At 68.0% G+C, this 21,510-nt stretch carries 14 protein-coding genes; 12 read left to right on the top strand and 2 right to left on the bottom strand.

Annotated features, from left to right (window positions below; all coding sequences use genetic code 11):
- Positions 1-20: 20 nt before the first annotated feature.
- Positions 21-1,496, bottom strand: a complete 1,476-nt coding sequence (locus LZ199_RS28430; protein ID WP_253996913.1) for an AAA family ATPase — start codon at positions 1,494-1,496, stop codon at positions 21-23.
- Positions 1,497-2,093: 597 nt separating this feature from the next.
- Between LZ199_RS28430 and LZ199_RS28425 the strand changes: the two genes are divergently transcribed.
- The 4 genes from LZ199_RS28425 to LZ199_RS28410 all read left to right on the top strand — a co-directional run bounded on the left by LZ199_RS28425 (position 2,094) and on the right by LZ199_RS28410 (position 9,597).
- Entirely contained in the window at positions 2,094-3,707 is a 1,614-nt protein-coding gene (locus tag LZ199_RS28425) for a DUF4041 domain-containing protein (protein ID WP_253996912.1), read from the top strand.
- Between the two features lie 297 nt (positions 3,708-4,004).
- Positions 4,005-5,417, top strand: a complete 1,413-nt coding sequence (locus LZ199_RS28420) for an L-serine ammonia-lyase (protein WP_253996911.1) — start codon at positions 4,005-4,007, stop codon at positions 5,415-5,417.
- 123 nt (positions 5,418-5,540) lie between these two features.
- Positions 5,541-8,300, top strand: a complete 2,760-nt coding sequence (locus LZ199_RS28415) for a TonB-dependent receptor domain-containing protein (protein ID WP_253996910.1) — start codon at positions 5,541-5,543, stop codon at positions 8,298-8,300.
- 1 nt (position 8,301) lies between these two features.
- A complete protein-coding gene (locus LZ199_RS28410) occupies positions 8,302-9,597 on the top strand; it encodes a hypothetical protein (RefSeq protein WP_253996909.1) in 1,296 nt (431 codons plus the stop codon).
- A gap of 8 nt (positions 9,598-9,605) precedes the next feature.
- Here the strand turns inward: LZ199_RS28410 and LZ199_RS28405 are convergent, their stop codons facing one another.
- Positions 9,606-10,523, bottom strand: a complete 918-nt coding sequence (locus LZ199_RS28405) for a class I SAM-dependent methyltransferase (protein WP_253996908.1) — start codon at positions 10,521-10,523, stop codon at positions 9,606-9,608.
- A gap of 321 nt (positions 10,524-10,844) precedes the next feature.
- On the opposite strand from LZ199_RS28405, the gene LZ199_RS28400 reads away from it, so the two are divergent.
- The 8 genes from LZ199_RS28400 to LZ199_RS28365 all read left to right on the top strand — a co-directional run bounded on the left by LZ199_RS28400 (position 10,845) and on the right by LZ199_RS28365 (position 21,313).
- Positions 10,845-12,056, top strand: a complete 1,212-nt coding sequence (locus LZ199_RS28400) for a tetratricopeptide repeat protein (RefSeq protein ID WP_253996907.1) — start codon at positions 10,845-10,847, stop codon at positions 12,054-12,056.
- Positions 12,053-13,177, top strand: a complete 1,125-nt coding sequence (locus LZ199_RS28395) for a HupE/UreJ family protein (protein WP_253996906.1) — start codon at positions 12,053-12,055, stop codon at positions 13,175-13,177. The genes LZ199_RS28400 and LZ199_RS28395 overlap by 4 nt, the downstream gene beginning before the upstream one ends.
- A 105-nt stretch (positions 13,178-13,282) precedes the next feature.
- Positions 13,283-14,809, top strand: a complete 1,527-nt coding sequence (locus tag LZ199_RS28390) for a DUF4331 domain-containing protein (RefSeq protein WP_253996905.1) — start codon at positions 13,283-13,285, stop codon at positions 14,807-14,809.
- Between the two features lie 4 nt (positions 14,810-14,813).
- The gene (locus LZ199_RS28385; protein ID WP_253996904.1) at positions 14,814-15,122 is read left to right on the top strand and encodes a hypothetical protein; all 309 of its coding nucleotides are present in this window, start codon (positions 14,814-14,816) and stop codon (positions 15,120-15,122) included.
- Positions 15,123-15,448: 326 nt separating this feature from the next.
- Entirely contained in the window at positions 15,449-16,270 is an 822-nt protein-coding gene (locus LZ199_RS28380) for a carbonic anhydrase (protein WP_253996903.1), read from the top strand.
- Positions 16,271-16,541: 271 nt separating this feature from the next.
- The gene (locus LZ199_RS28375; RefSeq protein WP_253996902.1) at positions 16,542-16,847 is read left to right on the top strand and encodes a hypothetical protein; all 306 of its coding nucleotides are present in this window, start codon (positions 16,542-16,544) and stop codon (positions 16,845-16,847) included.
- 184 nt (positions 16,848-17,031) lie between these two features.
- On the top strand, positions 17,032-20,418 hold the full coding sequence (locus tag LZ199_RS28370; protein WP_253996901.1) for a DUF4082 domain-containing protein: 3,387 nt from the start codon (positions 17,032-17,034) through the stop codon (positions 20,416-20,418).
- 208 nt (positions 20,419-20,626) lie between these two features.
- Positions 20,627-21,313 carry an SRPBCC family protein gene (locus LZ199_RS28365; protein ID WP_253996900.1) on the top strand — a complete coding sequence of 229 codons (687 nt, stop codon included), beginning with the start codon at positions 20,627-20,629 and terminating at the stop codon, positions 21,311-21,313.
- The last annotated feature ends 197 nt before the right edge of the window (positions 21,314-21,510 follow it).

The following is a 21,510-nucleotide window of genomic DNA, read 5'->3' as shown; positions in this document are numbered from 1 at the left end:
ACAGCCGGTCGAACGCCCCCTCATCCGCAGAGGGCAAATACCCGAATGGACCTCTTCCCACGCGACCGCCTCCTTGAATGCGGTCGCGGCAGTATGATCCTTCTCGCCCTTAACTGATCGGCATTGGTCTTAAAGCGCGAGTACGTCCTCGTGAGTCGATTCTGATAAGTCTTTACTTCAGACAGGAGTTGGGCCTCTGTTTCTTGAGCATCGTCGAGCCGTTGGCGTAGCTCTGCGGGGCGGGGCCGAATCTTCCCATCATTGAGTGAAGGCAACGGCTCGATCCGCGCTGGCGATTTGAGCGCGCGGGAAGTAACTTGCAAAGAAAGGCGATCCTCCTCTCTCTGGGCTAATTGTAGTTGTCCCTTAGTGGCACGCCTCCGGTCGTCGAGAACACGTTGAGCGCGTAGCTTCTCAGAGAGTTGCGACTGGAGACTTGAGAGTTCCTGCCAATCGCCGGATTCCTCCATCGTCCCACAGACAAGACATTGGGAATCATTGGCGTGTTTATGCGCAAGGCGCTGCAATTCCGCACTGTGCGATCCACATGCAGGGCACAGTCCTCGCTCCAGCAGCTTTGCAAGCGGAAGTCGTCGCTCAGTTTCGATCTCGCCTAGTGACTCCTGAACAAGCGCAACCTCCGCTGCATCAATTTTAGTTCGAAGCTGCTCGACATCGTGGCTTCGCTGTGCGAGTTGACGGTCGAGATCCTGTAGCGTATTTTCGGCAACTGTTCGTGCGCCAATTGCGCGTTCGAGTGCCTCAAGTACATCAATTGCGCTTGTCCCGGATTCGTCCTGCTCGTCCGGTCCAGGAGCTATCGGTGGCACCTCACTGGCACTAGGCTTGAGCCGTTCCACCTTTTGCCCAAGCATACCTTGAAGCTTGCCCACCGCCACGTGTGCATGCCTCCGGCTTGAATCAACCTTCTTTAGATTCTCCCTGCTCTTGCGAAACTGTTCTTCGCTAATTGCTTCAGGGCTAAGCAGCATTAGTAGGCGCACTTGGGCTGAGGCATCCCAGGCTATCGCGCGCCGATCTTCTGCAAGGTAAAGTAGCCGATGTACGACGAATGCGAAGTCATCTATCGACCTGAAGCCTGCAGTTTCCAATTCGCTCGCGAGTACGGAGGCCGCTTTTTTTCTATCCGTGATCCACTCGTCTGAATCCGTGAGTTTTACGGCGGAGACGCTGGAGGAGGAAAAGTGCCTTCGGATCCCAATACGCCGCTGGCCAAGATGAAACTCAATTTCAACAAATGCACTTGACGCTTTTTCTGGGTCAATGCGGCCGGAGAACCACTTGTGGTTCCAGCGGAATGAACGGTCAGGCTCAAACTGCTTCGTAATGCCGCCGCTAAGCGCATATGCAATGGCCTGTATGGTGGTGGTTTTCCCGAGGCCATTGCCGCCTAGAATGAAGTTGACGCCGGCTGTGACCTCTCTCGAAATGTCGCTCTTAAATACCGGTGATGCACCGGAGACCTTGAAGGACATCAACCTGGGAAGTAGCACCTTTGTGGTCATATCGGCTTCTCAGCGGCTTGTTGCCATTGGGGCTTCCGTGGTTCAAAATCGACTCAGCCAGAAGGATTCTGCTGAAGTATTCCTTGAGTGGAACGTGCAGTTCCGTTCAGTTGGAGCGTGCCTTCTTTGGAATAGCCAGTAAAGAGGGAACGTGCCTTATGACTTAGGCCTGATCCATTCTTAGGTGTCGGCGAATTCGTAAGGACGGATCCAAGAGTGCAGCGCGCTGGAATAGAGCTTCGCCCTTCGGGCTATGCCGGAGGCCCTCGACTGCGGATACCCGCTTGACACAAGGACGAACCGCTTGGCCACCCCCCCAATCTTGTCAACACCATGAACTCGACGACGACGCTCTGCCGAGTTCTCCAGCGCAATTAGACCAACCGCCCCTCCCGCAGTCCATCCCCTGTCTTTGACTCAAAAGAGCAGGGATCCCTGCGAGTACTCGGTAGTGCAGGGAATGGAATACCCCCCAGGGGTGATACCCCGGCAAACCTCCCCAGGCGCACAGTCCTCCTCCTCCACGCCAGAACCTCACGGCGGGGACACCTCACGGGGGAGACCTCCATGCAGCCTGCCGTCCTGGCCCTGGCGATTTCGAGCCTGCTGTTGACCGGGCTCCTGGTCCGCACCGCCCTCCAGCTCCGAGCCGTCCGCGCCCGCTTCAAACCCGTGCTCGACGTGGAGGCCGAGCGACAGCGCGTCCTCTCCTCCCTCGAACGCCTCAAGGCCGAGTCCGAGCACATGCTCGCCACCGAGCGCAACCGCGTGGCCTCGGAGCTCGCCCGGGAACGCGAGCTCGCGGACGCCGCCATCCGGGGCGCGAAGGCCGACCTGGAACAGGTCAGGACCTCCACCGACCAGGCCATCCGCCTCGAACGCGCCCGCATCGCCTCGGAGCTCACCCAGGCTCGCGAACAGGCCCAGACCGAACTCACCCGCGCTCGCGAGCAAGGCCGCACGGAGCTCGCCCGCGCCAGGGAACAGGCGGACGCCGCCGTCCGCGAAGTCGAGGCCCGCCGCAATCACGCCCGCGAGGAACAGGCCCGCCTCGAACCCCTCATCGTGAAGCTTCGCGCCGAGCTGCGCCCCCTCGAAGAGGAGACCATCCTCCGCTCCTACGGGTTCTACAAACCCATCTACAACCTCTCCTCCTCGGAGAAGTACGAACAACGCCTCGACACACTCCGCGAACGACAGAAGGCCATGCTCAAGGGCAAGCAAGCCGCCTTCTGCAAGATTCAATGGGAGGTCAATGGCAGCAAGGCCGAAGGCAAGAAGCAGACGGAGCGCACCCTCAAGTTGATGCTCCGCGCCTTCAACGGCGAGGCGGACGCCTGCGTGGCCAAGGTCACCTACAAGAACATCAAGGCCATGGAGGCCCGCATCCAGAAGGCCTCCGAGGCCATCAGCGGCCTCACCGAGATTCAGCAGTGCTTCATCGCCACTGACTACGTCGAGCTGAAGCTGGAGGAGCTGCGCCTCGCCCACGAATACGAAGAGAAGCGCCAGGAGGAGAAGGAAGAACAACGCCGCATCCGCGAGCAGATGCGCGAGGAGGAGACCGCGCAGCGAGAGCTCGAACGCGCGAAGCTGGAGGCCGAGCGCGAAGCCCAGCGTGACGAAGAGGCCCTTCGCAAGGCCCGCGGGGAGCTGGAGCGCAGCAAGGGCGCCGAGCAATCCAAGCTCCTCGAACGCATCGCCGAGCTGGAGCGCCGCGTCGCCGAGGACCAGGAACGCCAGCGCGCCATCTCCCAGGCCCAGCTCACCCGCACCGGCCACGTCTACGTCATCTCCAACATCGGCTCCTTCGGAGAGGACATCTACAAGGTCGGCATGACGCGACGACTCGTCCCCCAGGACCGCATCGACGAGCTGGGCGACGCCTCCGTCCCCTTCGAGTTCGATGTCCACGCCATCATCCGCACCGCGGACGCGCCGTCGCTCGAAGCCACCCTGCACCGGACGTTCGCCCAGCGCCGCGTCAACCGCATCAACGAGCGCAAGGAGTTCTTCCGCGTCACGCTCGACGAAGTGGCCAAGGCCGTGCGCGAACACCACGGCGAGTTCGAGCTGACCCGCATCGCCGAGGCCGCCGAGTACCGCAAGTCACTCGCCCTCACCGAAGAGGAGCGCCGCGCAAGTCCCACCCCTCTGCGCCCCGAGCGCGCCGTCGCCTGAGCCGCCACCCCGCACCCCTACCCCCACCGGGTCGTCGCGCGTTCAACCCGACTCGCGAGGGCTCGCTCCACCCATTCCAGTCTCCGAAGAGAAGAACAGCCCAGCGCTCACGACGCAGTGCGTTCGCCATGGCTTCCCGCGGCAAGAACCCGCGCATTCCCCCGGGCGTGCTCGCTCGCCACCTCGCCGAGCTTCAGCTCCTTGGCACGCCAAGAAGTCGCGCGCTTCACATGGAGCAGGAACGTCACGCCGCGAGGCGCTGGGACAAAAGTGGAAACGTGGCATGTTGCGCCCGCGATGGCTGTCAGCGTTTTCGACCTCTTCAAGATTGGTATCGGTCCCTCGAGCTCCCACACGGTGGGGCCCATGCGAGCCGCGCGCACATTCGTGCTGCGACTGGTGGAGCGCGGTCACCTGGAGAAGCTCACGCGCCTGAAGGTGGAGCTGTTCGGCTCGCTCGGCGCCACGGGCAAGGGCCACGGCAGCGACAAGGCGGTGGTGCTCGGCCTTCGCGGCGACACGCCGGAGGCCGTGGACGTGGAGGCCATCCCCGCCATCGTCACGCGCTGGCGCACCGAGGGCCGCATCAGCGTGCTCGGTCAGCGGGACATCGTCTTCAAGGACGGCGAGCACCTGGTGATGCACCGCCGCCGCAGCCTGCCCTTCCATCCCAACGGGATGCGCTTCTCCGCCTTCGGCGCGGACGGCGCGGAGCTGGACGCGTGCGTCTACTACTCCGTGGGCGGCGGCTTCGTCGTCGATGAATCCGCGTCCGTCGGACAGGACCCGCTGCGCAAGGACACCACGCCCCTGCCCTTCCCCTTCCAGTCCGCGGCGACGCTGCTGGAATTGTGCGAGCGGGAGCGCATGCCCATCAGCGCCCTGATGATGGCGAACGAGAAGACGGTGCGCTCCGAGCAGGACATCCGCTCCGGCCTCTTGCGCATCTGGGACGTCATGCAGGCCTGCGTGCGTCGCGGCTGCGCGTCCAGCGGCATCCTCCCGGGTGGACTCAAGGTGGAGCGCCGCGCCGCCGCCATGTACCAGCGGCTGCTCAGCCGCCCCGAGGCGGGCCTCACCAACCCGCTCACCGTGCTCGACTGGGTCAACCTCTACGCGCTCGCCGTCAACGAGGAGAACGCCGCGGGAGGCCGCGTCGTCACCGCGCCCACCAACGGCGCCGCCGGCATCATCCCCGCCGTGCTGCACTACTACTGGCGCTTCTGGCCCGGGGCGAGCGAGGACGGCGTGGTGCGCTTCCTCCTCACGGCCGGCGCCATCGGCGTGCTCTACAAGGAGAACGCCTCCATCAGCGGCGCCGAGGTCGGCTGCCAGGGCGAAGTCGGCAGCGCGTGCTCCATGGCCGCCGGCGCGCTCACCGAGGTGCTCGGGGGCACGCCGCTCCAGGTGGAGAACGCCGCCGAAATCGCGATGGAGCACAACCTGGGCCTCACCTGCGACCCCATTGGCGGCCTGGTGCAGGTGCCCTGCATCGAGCGCAACGCCATGGCCTCCGTGAAGGCCATCAACGCCTCACGCATGGCCCTCTCCGGCGACGGACGCCACTTCGTCAGCCTGGACAAGGTCATCCGGACCATGCGCGACACCGGCCGCGACATGAAGGACAAGTACAAGGAGACCGCGCGCGGCGGGCTCGCCGTCAACGTGCTCGAGGTCGCCAACCTCAGCGTCGGTCTGCCGGAGTGCTGAATGGCCCTCGGGGGCCGTGCCGGACCCGCCCCCATGGGTAGACAGTTTCGCTTGTCTGTGCTTGGGCCCCCATCGGCGGTCGCCTGAGCCAGCGCCGGGAGGTGCCCTCGTATACGTCGGACCATGGGCTCCCCCCGACCCGTCCTCGTCCTGCTCCTGCTCTGGACTGTCTGCCTTCCAGCTCCCGCTCGCGGACAAGCCGCTCCGGCCGCCACCAGTGAGCCCCGCGCGGTGGAGGTCGACGTCCAGGCCACGGACGCGGGCACCACGGTCTCCGCCGAGGACGCCGAGCGGCTGAAGCTGGCGGCGGATGGAGGCAGCGTCTCGCTCCTGACGCCCCAGCTCGTGACGGAGTCCCCCGCCGCCTGGCCCGAGGGCGTGGAGGGCTCCCCGGACGAGGTGAAGCTCATCCTCCAGATTGACGAGCAGGGCCTCGTCGTCGACGTGACGGTGAAAGAGCCGGCCATGCTGGCTCCCCTCACGGACGCCGCTGTCCGCGCCGCGCGGGGGCTGCGCTTCACCCCCCCGAGCCTGGGCGGGGGACCGGTGTCGGTGCGCCTGCCCTACGCCTACCATTTCGAGCCCCCTGCGGCCCTGCGCTTCACCCAGTCCCGACTGCGCGGTGAGGTCCGCGCCATGGGCACCCGCGTGCCGCTGGCGGACGCGGCCCTGTTCCTGGACGGCGCGGAGGAGCCGGTCGCCGTCACGGACGTGGACGGCCGCTTCGCGCTGGAGCTGGCTCCAGGCGCCCACACGTTCCGGGTGCGCGCCCCGGCCCACCAGCCCGCGACGTTCGAGGAGTCGCTCGAGCAGGGCCAGTCACTCGACGTCGTCTACCGGCTCCAGCCCACCCGCTTGAATCCCTATGAGACGGTGGTGAGGGATGACCGCCCCCGCACCGAGGTCAATCGCATCACCCTGCACGAGCAGGAGCTGCGCGAGGTGCCCGGCACGCAGGGCGACCCCTTCCGCGTCATCATGTTGATGCCGGGCGTGGGCAGCGTCGCCTCGGGCCTGGGCTATCCCGTGGTGCGCGGCGGCCAGCCCGGCGCCACCGGCTACTACCTGGATGGCGTGCGCGTCCCCATGCTGTACCACCTGCTGCTCGGGCCCGCGGTGGTGCATCCGGAGTTCATCGACACCATCGACTTCCATCCCGGGGCGCCGCCGGTGCAGTACGGACGACTGCTCGGCGGCGCGGTGGAAGGGCGGCTGAGCAAACCGCGCGAGGACAGGCCGCACTTCACCGCCTACGCGGACCTCATCAACGCGGGCGGCTTCATCGAGGTGCCCTTCGACAAGACAGGCACCTCCGTCACCATGGCGGGGCGCTACAGCTACACCGGGCTGCTCATCCCCCTGGCCTACGCCCTCCTCAAGCCCCACGAAGACAATCCCATCCACGCGGCCTTCTGGGACTACCAGGCCCGCGTGGAGCAGAAGGTGGGCGAGGGACGACTGCGCCTGTTCGCGCTCGGCAGCTCCGACGACGCGGGCGAGGCCACCGACACCTATGAAGACAGCATGGGGGCCACCATCGTCTCCCGCTTCCACCGCGTGGACCTGCGCGGCACGCATCCCCTGGCCGGCGGAGAGGGCGAGCTGGGCGTCACCGTGGGCAAGGATGAGGTAGGGCTCCTGGGGTATCGCCGCGTGATTCGGGTGCCAGGGAGAGCCCCCGAGGAGGTGCTCGCGGGGAAGTACGCGCTGGAGCAGCTCAGCTTCGCCGCCCGGGCCGGCTGGAAGCGGAGCCTGGCGAAGACTTTGGACCTCCAAGTGGGAACGGACGTGGAGCACCGGCGCGTCGCCACGGCCATCACCGGCTCCGCGCGGCCTCCAGGCTGGCGGCCGACGGACGACGCCCATCCCCTCAAGCAGCCCTCGGCCCTGGCCACCTTCGTCGGAGGCTTCGTCGGCGCGACGTGGCGTCCCTCGGAGACGTGGGTGGTGTCTCCCGGCGTTCGCGTGGATGGCTACCACCTGGTGCCCGGCATCCAGCACGTCGTCGTGGAGCCCCGGCTGGCCGTGCGCCACCAGCTCACGGAGTCCCTCACCCTCAAGGGCGGCGGTGGCCTCTACCATCAGTCCCCCACCGTGCTGCTCCACCTGCCGGCGCTGGACGTGTCGGGCCTGCGCTACGGCGTCCAGGAGGGCGCCCAGTTCGACGTGGGCGCGGAGTGGAAGGCCACCGAGGGACTCGAGGTGACCGCGGACATCTACTTCAACCCCCTGTTCCGCACGGTGGAGTTCGACGTGCAGGACATCCTGGAGAACCGCAAGCGACGAGGTCAGCAGCAGGAAGTTCCCGCGGCCCGAGGCCATGCGTATGGTCTGGACTTGATGGCGCGACACCCGCTGGGCCGCGACTGGTTCGGCTGGGTCAGCTACAGCTTCCTCCAGAGCAAGCGCCACCGGCGCTTCGCGCGCTACGCCGATGACAACTCCATCCGGGAGATGACGGAGGGCGAGCTGCCCTTCGCCTTCGAGCAGGCGCACGTCTTCAACGCCGCCATCAGCTACAAGCTCGCGGACAACTGGACGGTGGGGACGGTGGTGCACTTCAACACCGGCCGCCCGGAATCCGGAGAGGTCTCCTCCGTCACCCAGCGCCCCGTCGTCAACGAGGGTGGCTTTCGCACCTGGACAAGACAGGACGCGGACCGCGTGGAGCGACTGGCGCCCTTCTTTCGCGTGGACTTCCGCGCCGCGAAGTCCTGGGCGTACGAAGACTTCAACCTCGAGGCCTATCTGGACATCCTCAACCTCTCCCTCCAGCAGGAGGTCTTCGCCTACGAATACGACCGAAGGGCCGGAAAGCTTCACCGCGAGGCCATGGGGTTGCCCGTCATCCTGCCGATGCTCGGTTTGAAAGGGAGCTACTGAGATGCGTCACCCCTACCTCTGTCTGGGATTGCTCTCCCTCCTGCCGCTGGCCTCGGGCTGCGAGCGTCTCCAGGATGACCCCGTCTTCGTCTACGGACGCCTGGAGCAACGCGACGGCACGCCCGTCAGCGGCGGGGTCCTTCCCTATGCGCGAACCATCCACCGAGACCCCAAGGGCGAGACAAACCTGGTGTACGAGCTGCCGGACTTCAGCGCCTATGGGGAGGTCTCCACCGAGGCACGCGGGGACTTCTTCCTGGAGATGCGCTACGGCGACGTGGAATCCATCGTCACCCCCAACCTCGGACTCCAGCCCTATCGCTTTCGCACGTCATGGAGGGACGAGGTCGGCGCGGGTGTCTTCGCGTCCTTCATCTTTCACGACGATGTGGAACTCCCCACGCTGCGCATCTGGGACTCCCAGCTCACCGTGACGCCGCAAGCAGAGGGTGCCGTGGTGACATTTGGCGCGCCGCCCCCCCTGCCGGAGGCCCCGATGAATGGCGAGTACTTCTCGGATGTCGGCTCCGATGGGAACTTCATCCCCCTGCTCCCATCGACGCCCGAAGCCACGCTCTTCATCCAGAGTGGCGGACAGATGCTGTTCCGGACCTGGCTCCCGAGCTCACTCCTGACTGTGAGCCGCTACGTGCTGGAGGACTTCGCCGAGCCCACCGTCATGCTTCGCGCGGTGTCGCTGGGTGAGTTCATCTTCTATCCGCTCGGGGGAAAGACCTCCATGCTCTGGCTCCGCATGGATTGGCGCACCGAGGAACTGCCCCTGCCTTCGGGCGGGCTTGTGCCTGTCAGTCGAGGCGCCGCGTGCCAGCCCTCGCCTCCCGGTGGCTGTCCGTGGACGGATGGAAAGCTCGACCCCGTCCCTGTCGGAGAAAAGCCCGTGGAGTCACTGGTCGTCACGCTCGCCGAGCCACGGACGCTTCGCCATGTGGTCGTCCGTGGCGCGGAGGAGGCAACCCCCGCTGGCTTCGTGCTGGAGGGGAGTCAGGACTCCGAGCAGTGGACCCGGTTGGCGGTGTTGCGCAAGATTTCGGAGGAAGACACGGTGTCGCGACACTGGATGATGCGGGCGCGCTTCGAGAAACAGTCGCAGTGGGACAGCCCCTTCGACGGGCAGCTCTCCCATATCTGGGGACCCCACTTCATGGAGGCTCCCCTGGCGGCGGACGCGGGCCCCGTGCGGTACGTGCGGCTGCGCGCGGTGTACTTCAACTTCGTGGGCGACCCCCAGCCCAGCACGATGATGGCCCCCATCTCCGAGCTGTCCCTGTTCGAATAGCGCGGCCCTCAGCCCGCGCGCAGCGGCACGTCCCACCGCCGGGCGAGCCTCGCCTGCTCTTCCGGCGCGCGCACGTCCGGAGAGGGCAAGGCCACCCCCGGCCGGTGCAGGACATACAGGTTCCAGAGGCCCCGGAGCCCCAGCGCTTCGATGTCCGCGGACATCCGCTGCTCCAGCACCGGGGCATGCACGAAGCCCGCGGACTCGAACTGGCGACGCCACCAGGCGAACGACGCAATCGTGACATGTCCCTCCAGCGGCCTTCCCCATTCGTCGCGCGCCAGGTCCTCCTCCGGCACCGGGCCCGTGTAGTCGGGCCCGAGCGATTGATAGTGCGCGAGCCGCTCCGGCCGCACCTTCCCGTCGAACCAGCCGTCCGGCCCCGTGCCGCACGGGCCGAAGGACGGCGCCGTCACGACGAGGAAGCCCCGAGTCACGCGGTACAGCTCCGATATCGCGTGAGGCACCAGGGCCGGCGGCAGGTGCTCCAGCGTCTCGAAGGCAGACACCAGTTCGAACTGGCCATCGTCGAAGGGCAGCCGCTGGGACAAGTCACCGAGCGACAGGTGCGGCTTCACGTCCCACGGAGCATGGTGGATGGCGAAGTCACTGAAGTCGCTGCCCTTGGCGTCCCAGCCCAGCTCCCGCAGCGCCTGCACCGTGAAGCCCAGCGCGCAGCCCGCATCCAAGGAGTCGCGCACGTCGAAGTGCTTCCACAGCAGATAGGCGGCCTTGTTCGCGTGGCTGGAGTCCCGGCGGTAGTGCTCGTAACCGCTGTTGCCTTCGCGGTCTTTCGGGTTGCGTCCGGCGCCGTAGTAGCTGGCGCCGTACAGGTCCTGACTCTTCTGGGCGAGCAGCAGCGACAGCTCGAAGCTCAGCAGCTCCAGCCCGCTCCTCAGGGGCGGAACCCTGGTGACACCCATCATCACCAGCCGCCGCGCCTCCAAAGCGAGCCGCCTTCGGACACGGGCGGGCAATCGCTGGAGGCCGTCTTTGGCGAGGAGGGATGAGAGTCTCAAGAACAAAGCTCCAAGAGGCAGGGCGCCGTCGTTTATGACACAAGGCGCCAGGACAAGGGACCCGGCCCCCTCTCGAGAGCCGGCACATGGGCAGCGGCGGGCCCATGAGGCATACGGAGCGCGGCGGAGTCCCCGGTCACCCGCCCCAGTCGACACGGAGCCCTCCGGCGCACCCCTCCGATAATCGGCGTGAAATCCAGGGACGACACAGGGCCGTAAGGAGGGGCAATGCACTCCGTCATGCGGCCCCGTCACAGCGTCCTGGGTGTCGTGCTCGCACTGGCCTGTGGTTGCAGCCGGGGACCCGACACCGCGTCCGCGCCCTTCACGCCCCCAAGCGACACGGAGGTCCTGGAGCAGGTGCCCGCCCGGGCGACCGACGCCCGCGCTCGCGAGCGCGCGGCCCTGCGGCAGGAGCTGGACGCCCGGCCTCGTCAGCTGGAGCTGGCCGTGCGGCTGGCTCGCCTGGAGCTGAAGGAGGGACGCGCTCGGGGAGACCCACGGCACCTCGGGTGGGCTCAGGCCGCGCTCGCGCCCTGGTGGGACGAGCCCCAGCCGCCGCACGAGGTCCTCCTGCTGCGCGCCACCCTGCGCCAGAGCCGCCACGAGTTCGACGCGGCCCTCGCGGACCTGGACGCCGCCGTGCGCGAGGACCCGAGAGACGCCCAGGCCTGGCTGACGCGCGCCGTGGTGCTGGGTGTCCGGGGCCGGCACGCGGAGGCGGAGAAAAGCTGCGCGCCGCTGGACACCCTCGCCGGAGCGCTCACCGCCGCCGTGTGCCGCGCGCAGGTGGACAGCGTCGCGGGTCACTCGGGGCGCGCCTATGCGCGGCTCTCCGAGGCCATGTCCCGACGCGGGGCCCTGGGCAGCCCTGAGGAGCAGGCCTGGGCGCTGTCCACCCTGGGCGAGGCCGCTGCTCGCTCGGGAGACTCGCGACGCGCGGAGCTGCTCTATGCGCAGGCGCTCGCGGCCGACCCGGAGGATGCGTACACCCGCGCGGCGCTCGCGGACCTGCTGCTGGACTTGAACCGGCCGGCCGAGGCCTCGCGGCTGATGAAGGACCACGCCACCGATGACGGCCACCTGCTGCGCCGCGTGCTCGCCGAGACGGCGCTGGGCTCGACGGAGGCCGGGGCGCTCACCACCGAGCTGGCCTCGCGCTACGCGGCCAGCCGGCTGCGGGGAGACACCCTGCACGGACGGGAAGAGGCGCGGTTCGCGCTGCACGTGGAGAAGGACGCGAACAAGGCGCTGACGCTCGCACGGGCCAACTGGGAGGTGCAGCGCGAGCCCTGGGACGTGCGCATCCTGCTGGAGTCCGCGCTCGCCGCCGGCGCACCCGATGCGGCGAAGCCCGCCCTCGCCTGGCTCGAGGCCATCGCCTGCGAAGACCCCGGACTGCTCGCCCTCGCCACGCGCCTCAAGGAGGCAGCGCCATGAATCGCTTCCTCGCCCTGCTCGTGCTGCTCCCCTCCGTGGCCCTGGCCCACAAGCCGAGCGACAGCTACCTGCGCCTGGAACGCGCCCCACACGGCTTCACGGGCCGCTGGGACGTGGCGCTCAGGGACCTCGACGCGGTGCTGGGCCTCGACTCCAATGGAGACGGCGCCCTGGCCTGGGGCGAGGTGCGCACCCGACAGCAGGACATCATCCGTCACGTCCTCTCGCGGCTGTCCGTGGGCACGGCCGGCGCGCCCTGCCCCACCACCCCCGAGGGCGAGCTTCGCGTGGCGCGGCACTCCGACGGGGCCTATGCGGTGCTCGACTTCCAGGCGGCCTGCTCCACCCAGCCCTCCGCGCTGACGCTGGACTACACGCTCCTGTTCGACCGCGACCCGCAGCACCGAGGCATCATCCAGGTGGACGGCGGACAGGGCCAGGGCACCCTCGTGCTCTCCGCGTCCCACCACACCGTGGACGTGCCGCTGGCGAACCTGTCCGCGTGGAGCCACTTCGGCGGCATGGTGCTCTCTGGAATCGAACACATCTGGGCGGGCCTGGACCACCTGCTGTTCCTGCTGGCGCTGCTCTTGCCCTCCGTCCTGAAGCGCTCACCCGAGGGCGGATGGGAGCCCGTGGACCAGTTCGGCCCCGCGCTGCGGGACGTCGTGAAGGTCGTCTCGGCCTTCACCGTGGCCCACTCGCTCACGCTGAGCATCGCCGCGCTCGGGCTGGTGGCGCTGCCCTCCCGGCTCGTCGAGTCCGCCATCGCGGTGAGCGTCATCCTCGCGGCGGCCAACAACGTCTTTCCCTACCTCCGAGGCACCCGCTGGGCCGTCGCCTTCGCGCTGGGCCTGCTGCACGGCTTCGGCTTCGCGTCGGTGCTCGCCGACCTGGGCCTGCCCGCCGAGGGGCTCGCCACGACGCTGCTGGGCTTCAACGTGGGCGTGGAGCTGGGGCAGCTCGCGTGTGTCGCCGTCTTCCTGCCCGTCGCCTTCATGCTGCGCGGAGCGACGGTGTATCGGCGCGCGATTCTCGTCGGCGGCTCGGCGGCCATCGGCCTCATCGCCTGCGTGTGGCTCGCGGAGCGGGCCCTGGACGTCAGCGTCCTGCCGCTCTGACCCATCCAATCGCCTCGCACCGCCGTAATACATGCACCACCGGATGCGCGGCGCCGTCTGGGCCCGCCGGTGGGACTCGCCCCCCAACGTAGTGTGGAGACACGCATGCCAAGACGACAACTCGCGAGCGCGCTGGCGCTCGCGGCGGCGCTTCTCGTACCCACCGCCCAGGCCTCCAGCCACCGTGAAGCCCCCTTCATCACCCGGATGCCCAAGGTCGACGCCACCGACTTCTACATGTTCCGCAGCTATGAGCCGGACCGGGGGGACTTCGTCACCCTCATCGCCAACTACCTGCCCCTCCAGGACGCGTACGGCGGCCCCAACTACTTCTCGCTGGACCCGGACGCCCTCTACGAAATCCACGTCGACAACACCGGGGACGCCATCGAGGACCTCACCTTCCAGTTCCGCTTCACCAACACCCTGAACGGCGCCAACGGCATCACCCTGAACGTGGGTCCGGCTGGCAACACCAAGAGCGTGTCGGTGCCCTTCACCAACGTGGGGGCCATCACCGCGGCGGACCGGAGCGCGCAGACCGTCCAGGAGAACTACACCGTCAAGCTCGTCCGAGGCCCCCGCCGCGCGGCGGCCGGACAGGACGTGACGAACACCGCGGGCGGCGCCGCCGTCTTCGCAAAGCCCGCGGACTACGTGGGCACCAAGTCGCTGGGCAACGCCGCCACGTACGAGGCCTACGCCCGCCAGCACATCCACAACGTCAACATCCCCGGCTGCACCGGCACCGCGAAGCTGTTCGTGGGCCAGCGCCGCGAGCCCTTCGCGGTGAACCTGGGCCCCGTGTTCGACCTGGTGAACGCGCCGGCGGCGGTCATCATCGACCCGAGCAAGCGCGACGCCGTGCCCAATCCACTGGCGAAGAAGAACATCACCACGCTGGCGCTCGAGATTCCCATCTCCTGCCTCAAGGCGGGCACCCAGGACGTCATCGGCGCATGGACCTCCACCAGCGTCCGTCAGGCGCGCGCCATCAACCCCACTGCCTCGTACACGGCGCCCTCCCGCGAGGGTGGCGCGTGGACGCAGGTGAGCCGCCTGGGCATGCCGCTGGTCAACGAGGTCGTCATCGGCATCAAGGACAAGGACCGCTTCAACGCCAGCCAGCCGAAGGACGACGCCCAGTTCGCCGACTACGTCACCCATCCCACGCTGCCCGCCATCCTGGAGCTGCTCTTCAAGGAGGATGGCGTGAGGGCGCCCACTGTCTTCCCGCGCGCGGACCTGGTGGCCGCCTTCCTCACCGGTGTAGCCAACGTGAATGCGAACGGGTCCACCGCGGAGATGCAGCGGCTCAACACCGCGCTGCCCGCCACGGCGAAGGCCGGGCAGAACAACCTGGGCGCCGCCGCGTGCTTCGTCAACGGCCAGCTCACCCTGAACAACCCCGGGTGTGACCCGGCGGGCTTCCCCAACGGTCGCCGGCCCGGCGACGACGTGGTGGACGTGGCGCTGCGCGTGGCCATGGGCTACCTGCTCGCGAACGACACGCAGGCCCCCTCGCGCAACCTCCCGTTCCACGACGCGGTGCTCCAGGATGCCTCCCAGTTCGACGCCGTCTTCCCCTACCTCACCACGCCCCAGGCGGGTGCCAACGGCGACGGGACGTGAGCCCATGAGCACGCTCCGAGCAGTGGCCTGTGTCGCCGTCCTTGGCACCGTCCTCGCCTACACGGGATGCACCAACGACGACCACGACCCGCCGCCCTTCCCGCCCCATCGGGACGCGGGAACGAACACGGACGCCGGCACCGACGCCGGGACGGATGCCGGAACGGATGCGGGCGTGGAGTTCACCGCCTTCGTCAGGGACCTGGTCATCAACCAGACCTCTGACACCACGACGCCGGTGACGCTCGACGACAAGAACCTCGTGGACAGCGCGCCCGCGGACGCGTTCGCCCCGGCGTTCTTCCAACCCTGAGCGCATTCCCGCCTCACCCGACCTGAAGCAGCGGGGCCGCGGACACCCAGGTGTCCGCGGCCCTTTTTCATTTCCGCCAGCGCACCGCGCCACGAGAAAATGAGAGTCTTTGCGCGGTGCGGTGTCACATTGCTGTTTCATTTCACATTATTTCAAAACATTCCGAATAATTCCGGATGGGTTAACTACGGGACCCAACCCGAGACGCAGGTGCCGGCAACGGCACGACACCCATGAACCCCGCTTGATGCTGGGGCCGTATCTGGCGTGAGCCGGAGAGGCCCCACGGGTGTCGGACGCCTGTATGCAACAAGGAATCCACACCCATGTCACTCATCCGAACTGTTTCCGTGCGCGCCCTCCAGGGCGCGTTGATGACCTCCCTGTGCCTGAGCTCGGCTGCTCTCGCCAATGACACACATCGACAATCCTCCGCCGCCACGAGCAGCGAGGAGGCTCACTGGGGCTATGCGCAGACGCTGAGCCCCGAGCACTGGGACGAGGTCGCCGGCGCGGCGATGTGCTCCACGGGCGTGCAGCAGTCCCCCGTGGCGCTGTCCACGTCGGGCTCCGCGCACACCAACGTGGCGGCGCCCAGCTTCCACTACGGCACCAGCCGGGTGCGCATGGTCAACAATGGCCACACCGTGGTGTTCAACTATGACGCGGGCAGCACCATCACCGTCGGCGCCAACGAGTACAAGCTCGCGCAGTTCCACTTCCACACCCCCAGTGAGCACACCAAGGACGGCGTGAGCTATCCGCTCGAGGTGCACCTGGTGCACACGGACGCCAATGGCACGCCCAAGGCCGTCGTGGGCGTCCTCATCGAGGAGGGTTTCCTGAACGCGGCGCTGTTCACCGCCTTCCGCCACCTGCCCCGGCACGAGGGCGAGGAGAGCGCTCCGGCGGGCGCGCTCATCAACGCCAGCGCGCTCCTGCCCTTCAACCGCGCCTTCTTCCAGTACGCGGGCTCGCTCACCACGCCCCCCTGCAGCGAGGGGCTCCAGTGGTTCGTGATGAAGAATCCCATCCAGATGTCCGACGCGCAGATCGCCGCGTTCGAGCGGATTCCGCACATCAACCCGAACAACCGTCCGGTGCAGCCGCTCAACGGCCGCACGGTTGGCGTTCAGTCCGCCCACTAGGCTCGCGGACGTCACCACCGGGTTCTGGAGCCTGTGACTCCAGAGCCCGTTGAGCCACGAGACCCGGTAGAATCATGGGATGAAAGGACCGCTCTCCCTCCGCGTCGCGCAGTCAGTCCAGCTCAAGGCCAGCCCGGAGGCAATCGACGAGCGGCTGACCGCCTGGGTGGGCTCCTTCAGGCTGCCACCGTCTCCTGGCGGGCACAGCGGCCCTCAGTGGTATGCGGGCCGACGGCACGGTCCTCGCCTTGTGATTCAGAGACAAATCCCGGTGTGGGAACCCGCGGCCGAAGTGTGGCGCCCGGTGTACCACGTCGAGTCGGAGCTGGAGCGCGTGTCCGAGCGTGACGTCCAGGTGGTGACCCGGCTGGCGTGGCACCCCGAAATCATCGTCACCCTCCTGGGGCTGACGGGAGCGATGTTCGCGGCCCATGGACTCATGTCCGGGGCACCCGAGTTCTGGGGACTCGTGGCCCTGCTGGCTGTCGGCGTGAGCCTGCGCTGGTTCCTGGCGGCCAGACGTGTCCGGCGCGAAGCGCGTGTCCTGACGCACGCGCTGGAGATGCTGGACGCCTGAAGACGGCCCGGAGGAATCCACGCGGGGAGACCGTTTCGCGTCGTGCACGCGGAAAAATCGAGCAAGACGGCAACAGCAAGTGAGACCTGTGCTCACGGCATTGTCGGTGTCAGAGACAGACAGCAAGATGCCGCGGTTTCCGCGTCCCCCTCTGTCCTGTCGTGCCCCCCAAGGAGAAGTCCGAATGACACCGTCGATGTCGCGACCCCACCAGGTCACGAGCACGCCACGCGTCCACGCGCTGGCCCTGCTCGCGGCCGTCCTGCTCGTCCTCCCCACCGCCGCGCGCGCCCAGACGACGTACACGCTGTTCACCCCGGCCTCCACGCCGGCCGTCCCCTCCGTCACCAACGACTTCTCCGCCGTGGAGGTCGGCGTGAAGTTCCAGTCCGACGTCGAGGGCGACATCCTCGGCATCCGCTTCTACAAGGGCACCGCCAACACCGGCACCCACGTGGGCAGCCTCTGGAGCGCCGCGGGCGCGCGCCTCGCCTTCGCCACCTTCACCGGGGAGACGGCCTCCGGCTGGCAGGAGGTGACGTTCTCCACGCCCGTGCGCATCAGCGCCGGCACCACGTACGTCGCCTCGTACCACGCGCCCGGCGGCGCCTACGGCTTCACCAGCGCGGGCCTGGCCTCCGCCGTGGACTCCCCGCCCCTCCATGCGCTCGCGGGCGGCACCAGCGGCGGCAACGGCGTCTTCTCCTACGGCGCCGCCGGCACCTTCCCGTCGAGCAGCTTCGGCAACTCCAACTACTGGGTGGACGTCGTCTTCCGCCCCGCCGCTCCCGTCACCCTGTGGCCGTCCACCGCCACGCCCGCCGTCGCCTCCGTCACCAATGACTCCATCCCGGTGGAGCTGGGCGTGAAGTTCAAGACGAACGTGAGCGGCAATGTGCTGGGGGTGCGCTTCTACAAGGGCGCCGCCAACACCGGCACCCACGTGGGCAGCCTCTGGAGCGCCAACGGACAGCGCCTGGCCTTCGCCACCTTCACGGGTGAGACGGCCACCGGCTGGCAGCAGGTGACGTTCTCCACGCCCGTCGCCATCGCCGCCAACACCACCTATATCGCCTCGTACCACGCCCCCGTCGGCTCGTACGCCTTCGACAACGGCGGCCTCGCCAGCGGCGAGGACAACGCGCCCCTCTTCGCGCTGCCCGGCAGCACCAGCGGCGGCAACGGAGTCTTCACCTACGGCGCCGCGGGCTCCTTCCCCATCAACAGCTTTGGCAACTCCAACTACTGGGTGGACGTCGTCTTCCAGGCCACCGGCGCCCAGCCTCCGACGCAGCCCCCGGGCAACACCTTCCGCCTCTTCGCCCCCACCGCCACGCCCGCCACCGCCACCGCCAATGACACCGCCGCCATCGAAGTGGGCGTGAAGTTCCGCGCGGACGTGGACGGCCTCGTGAGGGGCGTGCGCTTCTACAAGGGCAGCGGCAACAGCGGCACCCACGTGGGCAACCTGTGGAGCGCCGCCGGCGCGCCCCTGGCCTCCGCCACCTTCACCAACGAGACGGCCGTCGGCTGGCAGGAGGCGACGTTCTCCGCCCCCGTCGCCATCACCGCCGGCACCACGTATGTCGCGTCGTACTTCGCGCCGCTCGGCGGCTACTCGTTCGACAACAACGGGCTGGCCACCGGCGCGGATGCCCCTCCGCTGCACGCCCTGCCCGGCGCCACGACTCCGGGCGGCAACGGCGTCTTCGTCTATGGCTCCACGTCCACGTTCCCCAACGGCAGCTACCAGAACTCCAACTACTGGGTGGACGTCGTCTTCGAGACCTACGGGCCGCCGCCCCGTCCGGGCGTCCAGGGCGCGGGCCCCGTGCTGGTGGCCACTTCTCCCGGCAATCCCTTCACCGACTACCTGCGCGAAATCCTGGAGGCCGAGGGCATCGCCGCCTTCGCCACCACGGATGCCGGCAACCTGGGCGTCTCCGTCAACCTCAATGACTACAAGGTGCTGGTGCTCGGCGAGCAGACGCTGACCACGGCCCAGGTGACGCTCATCACCAACTGGGTCACCGCCGGCGGCAGCCTCATCGCCCTGCGGCCCGCGGCGAACCTCCAGTCCCTGCTCGGCCTCAATGCCTCTCAAGGCACGCAGGCCAATGGCTACATCCTGGTCAATGCCACCCAGGCCCCGGGCACGGGCATCACCGCGGAGACCATGCAGTACCACGGCCTCGCGGACAAGCGCACCGTCGTCACCGGCACGCGCACCGTCGCCACGCTCTACTCGGACGCCACCAACGCGACGACGTTCACCGCCGTCAGCCAGCGCACCGTGGGCACCGGCACCGCCACCGCCTTCATGTATGACCTGGCGAAGTCCGTCATCTACACGCGCCAGGGCAACCCCGCCTGGCAGGGGCAGAACCGGGATGGCTCCTCCATTGGGCCGGGAGCGCGCGCCAGCGACATGTTCTACGGCAACGCGTCCTTCGACCCGCAGCCGGACTGGGTGAACCTGGCCAAGGTCCAGATTCCCCAGGCGGACGAGCAGCAGCGCCTGCTCGCCAACGTGCTGCACCAGACGAGCACCACGCCGCTGCCGCGCCTCTGGTACTTCCCCAGCTCGAAGAAGGCCGTCGTGGTGATGACGGCCGACGGGCACCCGGGCGGCGCCACCACCCAGCGCTGGAACCAGTACCTCACGGACAGCACCACCGGGTGCAACGTGGCCGACTGGGCGTGCATCCGCGGCACCGTCTACGACTACGTGGGCGGACTGAGCACCACCCAGGCCAACAGCTACGTGGCCCAGGGCTTCGAGTACGCCCTGCACATCAACACCGGCTGCGCGGACTACACGGCCAACACGCTGGACCCGAACTTCTTCACCCCGCAGCTGGCCAGCTTCGCGTCCGCCTTCCCCGCCGTCCCCGCGCCCGTCACCAATCGCACGCACTGCATCGCGTTCAGCGACTGGGCCACCCAGCCCAAGGTGTCGCGCCTGCACGGCATCCGCATGGACACCAACTACTACTACTGGCCCGACTACTGGGTGCAGGACCGCCCGGGCATGTTCACCGGCTCCGGCCTGGCCATGCGCTTCGCGGACGTGGACGGCACCCCGCTGGACGTCTACCAGCTCGCCACGCAGATGACGGACGAGTCCGGCCAGTCCTATCCGCTGCACATCGACACGCTGCTGGCCAACGCGCTGGGCACCAAGGGCTACTACGGCGCCTTCAACGCCAACATGCACGTGGACTCGCAGCCGTCGGCCGGCTCCACCGGCTCGGCCGCCATCATCGCGTCCGCCAAGCGTGACGGCGTGTCGGTCATCACCGCGAAGCAGCTCCTGGAGTGGCTGGACGCCCGCGAGGCCACCCAGGTGTCCACCGTGGCCTTCACCGGCACGGTGCTCACGTTCAACCTGACGAGCCCCGCGCGCAACCTGTCCCTCATGGTGCCCCGGAGCACCACGACGGGCCGCACGCTGGTGTCCGTCACCCGCGCGGGCTCCGCCGTGACGACGGTGACGCGCACCATCAAGGGCGTGGACTTCGCGTTCATCGACGGCGCCCTGGCCGGCACCTACACCGCCACCTACAACTGAGTCACTCGCGCCCCCAAGGCGCGAACACACTCCCCGGGGCTCGACGCATCGCATCCGCGTCGGGCCCCGTTTCCTTTCTGCGCCGATGAAACCCTGGAGGTCCTGACCGTGACGTGGGGTGCCTTGCGTCGGATGGCCCGCAGCCTCTATGACGCGCCTCCGGGAGGGCGCCCCGCTGGCGGCCCCCCGAACAAGGACTTCACACCCCATGCTCAAGAAGATTCTCGTCGGCCTCGCCGCCCTGCTGCTCCTCTTCGCGGGCGTCGTCGCCACGCGTCCCTCGGAGTTCACCGTGACGCGCACCGCGACGCTGCCGGCGTCCCCGGACATCGTGTTCGCGCAGGTGAATGACTTCCACCTGTGGAGCGCGTGGTCGCCGTGGGAGCGGCTGGACCCCAACATGAAGCGGACGTACTCCGGCGCGGAGTCCGGTGTGGGCGCCGTCTATGGGTGGACGGGCAATGACGACGTGGGCGAGGGGCGGATGACGCTCGAGGAGAGCAAGCCCTCCGAGCTGGCCCGCATCAAGCTGGAGTTCATCAAGCCCTTCGCCGCCACCAGCGTCACCACCTTCACCTTCAAGCCCACCGCGGCCGGCACCGAGGTCGTCTGGGCGATGAGCGGCACCAACGGCTTCATCGCCAAGGCGATGTGCATGTTCATGGACATGGACGCGATGGTGGGCAAGGACTTCGAGTCGGGCTTCGCCAATCTGAAGACGGTGGTGGAGGCGGAGGCGAAGAAGCGCGCCGAAGCCGAGGCCGAGGCCGCGCGCGTGGCCGCCGCCGCGAAGGCCGAGGCGGAGAGGGTCGCCGCCGAGGCCGCCGCTGCCGCCGAGGCCGCTGCCGCCGCCGCTGGCATCCAGCCGGCCATGGCGGCGCAGCCCACGCCGTAGCCGCATCCCCGCCTGACTGCCTCGGGCAGTCCTCCCGACGCCCCCGTGTCGCGGTCCACCCGGTCCGCGCGTGGGGGCGTCTTCGTTTCCGCCGCACGCAGTGTCGACCGTTGACACCTCGGGGCACCCGACGTGGCGGGTGGTGAACGCTCGCGCGCTTCCCCTGTACCTCTCTTTCCCAGACATGTGGCGGCGGG

This window comes from Myxococcus qinghaiensis, from assembly GCF_024198215.1.
Lineage (GTDB): Bacteria > Myxococcota > Myxococcia > Myxococcales > Myxococcaceae > Myxococcus > Myxococcus qinghaiensis.
The sequence above is the reverse complement of the archived record's forward strand: the minus strand, read 5'-3'. Positions and strand labels throughout refer to the sequence as shown.